The following is a 10,636-nucleotide window of genomic DNA, read 5'->3' as shown; positions in this document are numbered from 1 at the left end:
GAATACATCGGCCGCTCCGACCACCAAGTCAAAATCCGCGGCTTCCGCATCGAACCCGGCGAAATCGAAACCGCACTCGCCGCACTCGACAACGTGTCCGAAGCGGTCGTGGTGCATCGACAGGACCAGTTGATCGGCTATGCCGTCAGCGGCAGCGACGCCCAGTCGCTGCGTGAGCAGCTGGCGGCGAAGCTGCCGGACTACATGGTCCCCGCGCGCTTGGTCGTCATGGACCGCTTCCCCTTGACCGGCAACGGCAAGGTGGACCGGAAGGCGCTGCCCGCACCCGCGCCCGGCGCGACGGCTCAGTACACGGCCCCGCGCAACCGTGTGGAGGCCGGGCTTGCCGAGGCGTGGGCCGAAGTCCTAGGGGTCTCCACGGTAGGCATCGACGACAACTACTTCGCGCTCGGCGGCGATTCCATCCGGAGCATCCGGGTGCTGGCGCTGGCACGGCAGCGTGATCTGCACTTCCAGATCGCCGATCTCCTGCGCCACCCGACCATCCGTTCTCTGGCCCGTTGCGTCACCGATGCCGAAGCGCCGGCCGACAGCGACAGCGAGCAGCCGTTCGCGCTGCTGTCGGCCGGCGATCGGGGAGCGGTCCCCGATGGTGTGGTGGACGCCTATCCGATGACGCGACTCCAGATGGGCATGGTCCTGGAGAGCGAGAGGTCAGCGGCCTACCACAACACGGGCTCCTTCCGGCTGACCGCGCCGTTCAGTGAGGACGCGTGGCGCGAAGCGGTCTCGGGCCTGGTGGACGCTCACGAACTGCTCCGCACATCCTTCGCCTTCACGGGCTTCGAACAGCCGGTCCAGCTCGTCCACGAATCCGTTCCGGTGCCGCTCACGGTGGAGGATCTGCGCGACCGGGCCGACCAGGATACGCTGGTCCGAGCACACCACGACAGAGAGCTGCGGACACCGTTCGAGTGGAGCCGGCCTCCGCTGATCCGCTTCCACGTGCAACGGCTTTCGGACGACACCATGCAGCTGTTCGTGACCGAGCATCACGCGATCATGGACGGCTGGAGTGAGCGTTCGATGTTCGCCGAGCTCCTCAACCGATACGCCGGCACCCACAGCGCACCAGCCGTGTCCGCGCGCTTCCGGTCCTATGTCCGGCTGGAACTGGCCGCACTGGACAGCGAGCCGGACCGCCGGTTCTGGGCGGACGAGATGGACGAGGCGCCCTTCACCCGGCTGCCTCGCCGTTCGCACCCGAGCGGGACGGCGGGCAAGGACGTGGTGGGACTGCCTCTTCCCCACTCCGTGCAGGACGGTGTGCGCGGTCTGACCGCGAAGCTCGGCGTCGCGGAGCGCACGATCCTGCTGGCCGCGCATCTGCGAGTCATGAGCCTGCTGGCCGGCACGCAGGACGTGGTGACCGGGGCGGTCTACAACGGGCGCACCGAGGAACCGGACGGCGACCGGGTGGTGGGTCTGTTCCTCAACACGCTTCCCGTTCGCGGGCGCTTGTCCGGAGGCAGCTGGATCGATCTGATCCTGCGCACCTCGGAGCTGGACAGTGCCGTCCAGCGGCACCGACGCTTCCCGATGACCGAGATCAAGCGGCTCGTCGGGCGCCAGGCCTTGTTCGACACGTTCTTCAACTACACCCACTTCCATGTCGAACGCGAGGCCGACAACAGCGACATCGAGGTCACCGGCGGTACGGCACCGACCGACTTCCCGTTCAGCGCGGACTTCCACGTCGACAGTGCCACGGGACGGCTGGGTCTCTACCTCGGTTACGACACGGGGCAGTTCACCCGGCGACAGGTCGAGCAGTTCCATGGCTACTACGTCGCGGTCCTGACCGCGATGACCCAGCGGCCCGAATCCAGCCACCGCGACGCCGAGCTGCTGTCCGCGGGAGAGTACCGGTCGCTGGAACGGTGGAACGAAACAGCTCGAGCGGTGCCCCAGGTGACCTTGCCGGATCTGTTCCGTGCACAGGTGGCCCGCACCCCGGACGCTGTCGCGGTCGTCTTCGAGGAGCGGTCGCTGACCTACGCGGAACTGGACGAGCGCGTCGATCGGCTGGCCAGGGCGCTGGCCGGCCGCGGTCTCGGGGCCGAGTCGGTGGTGGGCGTGGCGCTCGCGCGATCGATGGAGCTGATCGTGGCACTGCTGGCGGTGCAGCGAGCCGGAGCCGCTTACCTGCCGCTCGACTCGGACTACCCCGCTCAGCGGCTGGAGTTCATGCTCGCCGACTCCGGAGCGGAGTGTGTGCTGACCGCACGGGGCGTCAAGGCACCGGAGTCCGATGTGCCGTCGGTGTTCATCGAGGATCTGGAGACGGCAGAGGCCGGAGAGCTCCCGGAGGCCTACCACCCGGCTCACCCGGCATACGTGATCTACACCTCCGGCTCGACCGGACGCCCGAAGGGCGTGGCCGTGCCGCACTCAGGAATCGCCAACCGTCTGCTGTGGATGCAGGACACCTACCCACTCACCACCGAGGACCGGGTGCTGCAGAAGACCCCGTCGAGTTTCGACGTCTCGGTGTGGGAGTTCTTCTGGCCGCTGATGACCGGGGCGGCGCTGGTGGTGGCGCGGCCGGACGGCCACAAGGACCCGGCATACCTCGCTGACGTCGTCCGCACCCATCGCGTGACCACCATGCACTTCGTGCCGTCGATGCTCGCCGCCTTCCTGGAGGAACCGTCGGCCGGGCTCTGCACAGGGCTGCGTCGTGTGCTGTGCAGCGGTGAGGCCCTGCCGGCGGCCGTGGCGGAGCGCTTCCACGCGCTGCTCGACGTACCGTTGCACAATCTCTACGGTCCGACCGAGGCGTCGGTCGACGCGACCTTCGCGCCTGTGGAGCCCGGGGCGGAGACGGTAACGATCGGCAGGCCGGTCTGGAACACTCGTGCCTACGTGCTGGACGCGGGTCTGCGGCCCGTTCCGGTGGGGGTGGAGGGCCAGCTGTACCTGGCCGGCGTGCAACTGGCCCGGGGATACGTCAACCGCGCGGGTCTGACCGCGGAGCGGTTCGTCGCAGACCCGTTCGACCAGGCGGGGTCGCGGATGTACCGGACCGGGGACGTGGTGTGCTGGAACGCGGCCGGAGACCTCGAGTACATCGGCCGCGATGACGACCAGGTCAAGATCCGCGGCTTCCGGATCGAACTGGGCGAGATCGAGGCCGCGCTGACCGTGTGCGCGGGAGTCGCGCAGGCGGTGGTCGTGGTGCGGGAGGACACCCCTACCGTGAAGCGGCTCGCCGCGTACCTGGTCCCCGCGGCCGGCGTCGCGCTCGATGTGGATTCCCTGCGGGCGCATGTGGCCTCGGTGGTGCCGGACCATATGGTGCCTGCGGCGTTCGTGGTCCTGGAGGAGTTGCCGCTCACGCCGAACGGCAAGCTGGACCGGAAGGCCCTGCCCGCCCCGTCGTACGGCTCGCGCGTGTCGAGTCGCGCGCCACGCACCTCGGGGGAAGAGCTGCTGGCCGGCCTGCTCGCCGAGGTCCTGGGACTTGCGGGCGTGGGCATCGACGACAACTTCTTCGATCTGGGAGGCGACTCGATCTCGTCCCTTCGGCTGGTGGCACGGGCCCGTGAGGCTGGGCTGGGCATCACGCCCAAGGACGTGTTCACCCACAGGACCGTTGCGGCGATGACCGCCGCCCTGGCGGAGCAGCGCGACGACGCACCTACCGGTTCGGTGCCGGTTCCTGCGACGGCCGAGGCCGGCTGAGGTCTGCCGGGAAGGGACCGGCCCCGTACGGCGCGGACGGGTCCGACCTCACCGACGCGTTGAGCGGATCGCCCGCAAGGACGGACACAGGCCGTAGGGCGACAAGAGGCGCGACCTCTGATGACCGTGGTTGCCAAGACCATGGATCATCAGAGGTCGCGTCTCTTCCCGTCTTCCGTGGTCGTTCCGGCGGTGGCTCCTTTCCCGCCGGGACACGCCCGACACGGGGCGCGGCGCGTCTCGCGGCTCCCGGCCGCGGCCCCTGGGAGAGCGGCGGCCCCCGTGGCCGACCCGCACCGCAGTGGTATGCCCGGCGCAAGCGCGTCGTCGTCGCCAGCGTCCCCGGACCGGCACGTCCATCGGACTGAGCAGCACGTCGACCCGCCGTATATCGCCCTGTATCCGCCCGCAGATTCCACAGTGAACCGGAGTTGGCACGCTTCTTGCGTCACGCCTATGACCACCGAAGGGGCAGACGATGGAGCAGCAGGCAGTGGGCACTGGCCCAGGCGGGCCGCCCTTTCCTCGCGTGGGCGCGGAGTGCCTCCTGGATCATGGTGGCCACGACCCCGGCGGTGGTTCACGGGCACGTCGCCCTGCCCCCCGGCGGCATCTCGGCCCGCAGGACGCGCGTCACGCCGCACGGGGCCGCGACGGCCGGCCGGAATCGAGGCGGCGCCCGACCGGTCGGGCCCGCGCGTTTCAGGGGCGACACTCTCGGCGGCGAGGAACCGTGGAGCGCATGGATTCGCCCGCGGCACGGCCCGCCCGATCCGTCACCTCACGGCCGCGCTTCGGCCCCCGGGAACCAGCCTCGGCCGCACCCCAGGGCCGGGCGGACGTCGTTTCTGCTCGGGCCCATGCCTTCCTGGCCATCGGATCACGTGCCTGAGCCACCCCGGCAGGAACCCGAACTCCAACCCCTCCCCAGTGGCGTGCCGCCAGCGTCGCCGGCCACGGCCCCTGGTCCCTCCCCCTCGCAGCAGAGGTGTCTGCCATGAACACACTCGACCGTCAGTCGTTCACCCCGCGTGAACATGAGATCCTCGCGCAGCTTCCCGGCGGGACCACCTACCAGGCCATCGCGCGACGGCTGGGTATCAGTCCCCACACCGTCGACACGCACATGCGACGCCTGCGCATCAAGACCGGTGCCACCAACCGCACTCAGCTCGTAGTGGTGGCGATCCAGCTCGGGTACCTCCCCGGGCGGGGCTCGGCTGCTCCCGACGCAGAACGGGTCACGCCGATCGCGTCCTGAGTACCGACAGGGCGCCTGCCGACCGCGGCCTCTCACGAGCCGGCGGCAGGCGCCCTCCGCGTCAACGGGTCGGCCGTGCCCGCAGACGCGCGCAGTGGGCAAACAGGCACGTTCCTGGTCCCGGCAACGGCGGGAACGACGAGGCCGGCACCTCCCGTGGCCACGGGAGGTGCCGGCCTCGTCGCGTCAGGCGAGTTCGAGCTTCGGAAAGAGCGGCGGCGCCTTCTCGACGTGCCGGCCGGACGGATCCACGGCCAGATCCGAGATCACGCTCTCCGGATTGTCGTTGAGGGCGCGGAGCATGCGGTCGGAGGCATGGGGGACGAACGGACGCAGCAGCACACCCAGCCGCTGCAGCACTCGGTAGCCGTGGTGCAGCACGGTGTCGAGGTCCTGTGCCGCTCCCGCGTCGCCCTGGTCCGCGGCCTTGGCAAGGTGCCAGGGCGCGCGCTCGTCGACGTAGGCGTTGGCCCGGCGTACGAGGTCCCAGATCCGCGCGAGCGCCTCCCGGTGGTCGTAGCGCTCCATCGCCGCGTCGGCCTCGCGGGTGCTGATCGCCGCCTGTTCCTGGAGCGCCTCCTCGGGAGCCCCGAGCGGACCGCTCTGCGGGACGACGCCGTCGCGGTACCGGACGGTCATCGCGGTGATCCTGCTGAGCAGGTTGCCCAATGCATTGGCGAGGTCGGTGTTGTACCGGGTCACCAGGCGCTCTTCGCTGAAGTCGCCGTCGCCGAAGGGTGAGAAGTCGGCCAGGAGCAGATAGCGCAGGGCGTCCTGGCCGTAGCGCTCCAGCACGTCCATGGGGTCGATCGCGTTGCCCAGGCTCTTGCTGAGCTTCTGGCCGCCGGAGGTGATGTAACCGTGCACCACCACCTCGGTCGGCAGCGGCAGTCCTGCCGAGAGCAGCATCGCGGGCCAGTACACCGCGTGGAACCGGAGCACTCCCTTGCCGACCACATGTGTGCGCCGGTCCGCGTCCACCCAGAAACGCTTGTACCGGTCGCTCTCATCGGTCCAGCCGAGGGCGTTGATGTAGTTCGTCAGCGCGTCGATCCAGACATACATGACCTGGGTCTCGTCGCCCGGGACCGGGATGCCCCAGCCACGGGCTCGTTCCACGGACCGGGAGATACTGATGTCCTCCAGCCCGGAGCGAATGAAACCGGTCACCTCGTTCAACCGGGACTCCGGGTAGATCTTCAGCCGGCCCGAGGACAGTTCCTCCAGCAGTTGGTCGCCGTAGCGCGACAGACGGAAGAAATGGTTGTGCTCCGTCACCAGCTCGGGCTCCACAAGGTGCTCCGGGCATTTGCCGTCCGGCAGTTCATCAGGCGTGTAGAACTGCTCACAGCCGACGCAGTAGAGACCCTCGTAGTCCTGCGTGTAGATGTCGCCGCGCTCGTTCATCCGACGCCAGATCTCCGTGGCCCCGGTGAGGTGTTCCGGACTGACGCTCGTCCGGATGAAGTCGCTCACGCCAATGCTCATCGCCCCGAGCAGCTTTTCGAAGTACTGCACGTTGCGGTCGACCAGCTGTCTCGTGGAAACACCCTCGCGCTCGGCGGCGAGTACGTTCTTGAGGCTGTTCTCGTCCGAGCCGCTGAGGAAGAAGACGTCCTTCCGGCTCATCGCGTGCCGGGCGAAGGCATCCGCCTGGACGTACTCCAATGCGTGTCCGAGGTGTGGACGGGCATTGACGTAAGGGATGGTCGTTGAGATGAACGCCGTAGCGGACATGATCTCCTCTATCGGGGAAACGGTCGGCCACACGCCCGGGCGGGGCGGGGTGGAAAACTGCCGACAAGGTGCACTACCACACCCGAACTCGCAATCCTACCCGCCCGTTACAGGCCCTTGATGCGTTCACGAGGTCGACTCGGCTGATGTGGCGCGAAGTTGACGTGCAGTGGGATCAGCGCACGGCCGTCCCACGGCTGTGGCCACGAACGGTGTCGTGGCCGTCGGAAACGTGGCACAGGCCCTGTTCCGCGCCGCCGCCACGCCCATCCGGGTGATGCGCAGGGGAGATCCCTTCAGGATGGACGACGGGGCAGCGGCGCGGACGCGACCGGTCACACGAAGTGGGCTGCTTCGCGTACCAGGACCCAGGTCTCACGCATGGTCTCCGGGCCGGGAGCGTGATCGTGGTAGTCCTCCGTCACGCCGGCCAGCCCGAAGCCGGCGGCCAGCGCGGCGGAACGAATCTCCGAGGGGTCGAACCACCACTGGCTGTGCTGCTCGACCTGCTTGTCGAAGCCGTCCACGCTCTGCGTGAACAAGCTGATGGAGAAGTCGCACCGGTGTTCTTCCGGGTGGTACCGGTTGCGCCAGACGTAGGCGAAGCTGTCGAGATCATCGCCGTAGTGGCTGTTGCCCAGCAGATTCTCCAGCTTGTGCCGGGTGTTGACGTCGAAGACGAACAGGCCTCCGGGACGCAGGGTCCGCGCGACGCATGCGAAGAGCTCCGCCAATTGCGCGGGCCGGAAGTAGTTGACGCTGTCGAAACTGCACACCGCGGCGTCGAAAGACGCATCGGTGACGGGCAGCGGCGCGGGGAGCCTGGCCTGGTGCAGCTCTGTACCGGGCGCCGTCCGCGACCGGGCCCGCTCCAGCATGCCCGCGGCCCCGTCGACGCCCACGACCTCCAGCCCCTGGTGCTGAAGCAGCGCCGTGATACTCCCGGTGCCGCAGCACACGTCGAGCACCCGACGGATCTCGCCGTGGGCACGGAAGAGCCCCGCGAGGTGGTCCGCCCACCGGGAGTAGTCGTTGTGCGCGGTCCACCGGTCGTAGACCGCCGCCAACGCGTCGTAGGGAGCGAGCGGTGCGACCGCGGTCACGGCCTGCGCACCTTGATCGCAAGGTTGGTACCGCGCTCGGCCCACGAGTCGTGCTCGCTGGCCTCCAGCTCCAGGGCCAGGACCGTACGGAAGTACTCCTCGTTCTCGAGGGCACGCGAGATGTCGCTGATCTTGTCGTAGGGATAGCCGAAGTCCTCGGCACCGGGCAGGGCGAGCGAAGTGACCCCGAAGACCCGCTCACCGTTCAGGCCGGCGCCCGCGGCCAGGGACTTGAGCTCGTCGGCGGAGTAGACCCGCAACGGCGGCACGTGCTCGGACCACCGGACGGTGCGGGTGGCCAGGAGCTGCGCCAGCTCCTCAGGACCGGCGCCGTCCCGGAGAATCTTCGAGGACAGGGCGTTGGACAGCGAGTGGCTCATGAGGAAGCCCGCGGCGCCGGGACGCATGACGCGGTGGATGGTGTCGAACGCCGCGGCAGGGTTGTCGAGGAAGGAGAGCACACCGTAGGTGCTGATCACCGCGTCGTAGGACTCGGAGGCCAGCTCGGGAGCGTTCTCCACGTCACAGTGGACGAGCTCGACGGTATCGGCGACGGACGAGGCCTGGCGGTTGATGTCCGCCTGACGGAGCATGTCGGCGGACTTGTCGGCGACCGTGACGGTCACGCCGAACTCCGTCGCCAGCCAGATGCCCCAGCGGCCGGTGCCGCCGCCCACGTCCAGGACCCGCTGGCCCGCCCGCAGGTCGAGGTGGCGGCGGATGAGCTCCTTGATCAGCTCGTCGGCGAGGTGCCAATAGGTGGCCTCGTAGAAGCCCTCGACATTGCCGGCGTACGGCTTGAAGAACTTGTCGAACTCGGCTTCGGTCATCAGGGACATGGGGTTCTCCTCAGGGTGATCGGGTGATGCGTGGACCGGTCGGTGGATCGGTGGGAGGCGCGCGAGCCGCGCCCGTCAGACAGCTCGGGCCGGGCGGGACAGGAGCCGGGACGCCGGCGGGGTCAGGCCGGCGAGGTACTCCCCGTAGTCGAGTCCCTCCGGCATGGGGACCAGACGCACCCGGTCGGGGAGCCGGTGCCACCGGTCGGTGTCCCAGGCCGCGGCGAGCACGTCCCAGTCAGGGGTGACCGGCCAGCCGTGCGGGTGCGCGAACTCCGCCCGCAGGGGCTCGTCGGTCAATTGGTAACGGACGTCGGCGGAGAGGCGGAGTTCGTCGCTCGCGTTGGGGCCGCCGCCGTGCACGGTCAAACTGTGGAACAGCACCAGGTCGCCCGGTGCGTAGTCCGCCGACGCCCAGGCGGGATCGTCCGGGCGGACGGGCAGATAGAGCGGGCGGCGCCCGCCGAGCGACGCGTCGGTGGGCAGGAAACCGTGCAGATGGGAGCCCGGGATCAGACGCAGTCCCTGCTTGTCCTCGTCGCAATCGGTGAACGGGATCCATGCCGTCACCGCGTCGGTGGTGACGTGCTGCACCACGAAGTCCTGGTGCGCACGCGTGGCGTACTCCCCCGGCCTGGCGGACGGCGGGGCGAGCCGGACGACCCTCGCCGGGTGGCAGAAGACGTCGCCTCCGAGCAGCCGCTCCATGAGGGTCCACAGCACGGGGGTGAAGGCGAGCCGGTGAACGCTTTCCAGGCGCAGCACCGCGGGGTAGACGGTGCGGAAGGACTCGGTGCGAAAGCCGATCTCCCGTTCGGCGACGGTGAGCGCTCCGGGGTCCGCGAGCCAGCCGATCTCGTGCAGCGCGGCACGAAGTTCAGCCTGGACCGCGTTCACCTCGGTGGTGTCGAGCACCCCCGGCAGGTAGAGATAGCCGTCCTCGGCCAGCCGGTCGCGCAGTTCCGTGGTGTCCGTGAGGGCGTCGCGGGAGTCACGAAGGTGGTGCACGGGAGCTCCTAGGGAAGGATGGTGCGGCCGTTCACACGCGGGAGCAGTTCCAGGTCGCGGATGTCGCGCTGGGCCAGCAGCCACATCAAGAAGCGCTCGACGCCCATGCCGAAGCCCGCGGTCCGCATCGGCGTGTCGGTCTTCATCCGCACGTACCAGTCGTAGTCCTCGGCAGGCACCTTGTGCTGCCGCAGGGCATCGAGGACCTCGCTGCCGCCGACGTGCCGCTCGCCCGCCCCGACCACCTCGCCGGGGCCGAAGAGCAGGTCCCCGTTGAGAGCCCGGCCCCGGGCGTCCTGCCGCTGGTAGAACGGCACGGCCGACGCGTCCCAGTGGGTGACCCACAGGAAGTCGCCGTACATGTCCATCAGACAGCGCTCACCGTCGCGGGTCAGGTTGCGCCAGCCGTCCTCGTGGACGACGTACCGCGGATCGTCGTCCAGCGCGGCGGTCGCCTCGTCGAAGGTGAGACGCCGGAAGGCCCGGTGGTCGTCGAGCAGAGCCGTGACGTGGTCCAGCGATCCCGCGGCCGCACGGATGAGGTCGGCGTGCCGGGTCACGAGTTCACCGACGACGTGGCGCAGGTACTCCTCGACAAGCGTCATGACGTCCTGGAGGCCACCGGGAATCTCGGCCTCGCTGTGGAAGAACTGGCACAGGTGGGTCGAGTCGGGCGCTTCACCGCGGAAGGACGGCATCAGGTAGTAGGCCCCCCGCCCCGCGAGCCGGCACAGATACTCGAGACTGAACTGCATCGAGTCGGCGAGGTAGGTCGGGGCGCCGAACAGATCGACCTTGACCGGCAGCGAGTCACTGCCCAGACCCATGGGCGAGGACACCGATCCGGTGGTCACCGGCAGATGACCGAAGCGGATACCGCGCTCGGTCCAGAAGGCCACCGTCGCTGTGGTGATGGTGTCCTGGAGATCGACCAGTGCCGCATACCAGGGGCTGCTCATCACCGTCAGGAAGTGGGTTTCCGG

At 68.9% G+C, this 10,636-nt stretch carries 7 protein-coding genes; 2 read left to right on the top strand and 5 right to left on the bottom strand.

Annotation, left to right across the window (positions count from 1 at the left end; genetic code table 11):
• The first annotated feature begins 6 nt into the window (after positions 1 to 6).
• Both ACIP64_RS40505 and ACIP64_RS40500 read left to right on the top strand, forming a co-directional pair.
• Positions 7 to 3,705 carry an amino acid adenylation domain-containing protein gene (locus tag ACIP64_RS40505; RefSeq protein WP_401597616.1) on the top strand — a complete coding sequence of 1,233 codons (3,699 nt, stop codon included), beginning with the start codon at positions 7 to 9 and terminating at the stop codon, positions 3,703 to 3,705.
• 997 nt (positions 3,706 to 4,702) lie between these two features.
• On the top strand, positions 4,703 to 4,966 hold the full coding sequence (locus ACIP64_RS40500) for a response regulator transcription factor (RefSeq protein ID WP_401597613.1): 264 nt from the start codon (positions 4,703 to 4,705) through the stop codon (positions 4,964 to 4,966).
• 186 nt (positions 4,967 to 5,152) lie between these two features.
• Here ACIP64_RS40500 and ACIP64_RS40495 read toward each other — a convergent pair whose 3' ends face one another.
• From ACIP64_RS40495 to ACIP64_RS40475, 5 genes are all read right to left on the bottom strand, one after another.
• The gene (locus ACIP64_RS40495) at positions 5,153 to 6,703 is read right to left on the bottom strand and encodes a methionine--tRNA ligase (protein ID WP_401597611.1); all 1,551 of its coding nucleotides are present in this window, start codon (positions 6,701 to 6,703) and stop codon (positions 5,153 to 5,155) included.
• A 335-nt stretch (positions 6,704 to 7,038) separates the two neighbouring features.
• Complete coding sequence (locus ACIP64_RS40490; protein WP_401597608.1) at positions 7,039 to 7,806, bottom strand: class I SAM-dependent DNA methyltransferase; 768 nt, start codon at positions 7,804 to 7,806, stop codon at positions 7,039 to 7,041.
• Positions 7,803 to 8,645, bottom strand: coding sequence for a class I SAM-dependent methyltransferase (locus ACIP64_RS40485; protein WP_401597606.1), 843 nt, complete (start codon positions 8,643 to 8,645; stop codon positions 7,803 to 7,805). Before ACIP64_RS40485 ends, ACIP64_RS40490 begins: the two co-directional genes overlap by 4 nt.
• Before the next feature lie 75 nt (positions 8,646 to 8,720).
• The gene (locus ACIP64_RS40480; protein WP_401597604.1) at positions 8,721 to 9,653 is read right to left on the bottom strand and encodes a phytanoyl-CoA dioxygenase family protein; all 933 of its coding nucleotides are present in this window, start codon (positions 9,651 to 9,653) and stop codon (positions 8,721 to 8,723) included.
• A gap of 8 nt (positions 9,654 to 9,661) precedes the next feature.
• On the bottom strand, positions 9,662 to 10,612 hold the full coding sequence (locus tag ACIP64_RS40475) for an asparagine synthetase A (RefSeq protein ID WP_401597601.1): 951 nt from the start codon (positions 10,610 to 10,612) through the stop codon (positions 9,662 to 9,664).
• Positions 10,613 to 10,636: the final 24 nt, after the last annotated feature.

Origin of the sequence: Streptomyces sp. NPDC088733 (assembly GCF_044751185.1) — a bacterium.
Lineage (GTDB): Bacteria > Actinomycetota > Actinomycetes > Streptomycetales > Streptomycetaceae > Actinacidiphila.
The sequence above is the reverse complement of the archived record's forward strand: the minus strand, read 5'-3'. Positions and strand labels throughout refer to the sequence as shown.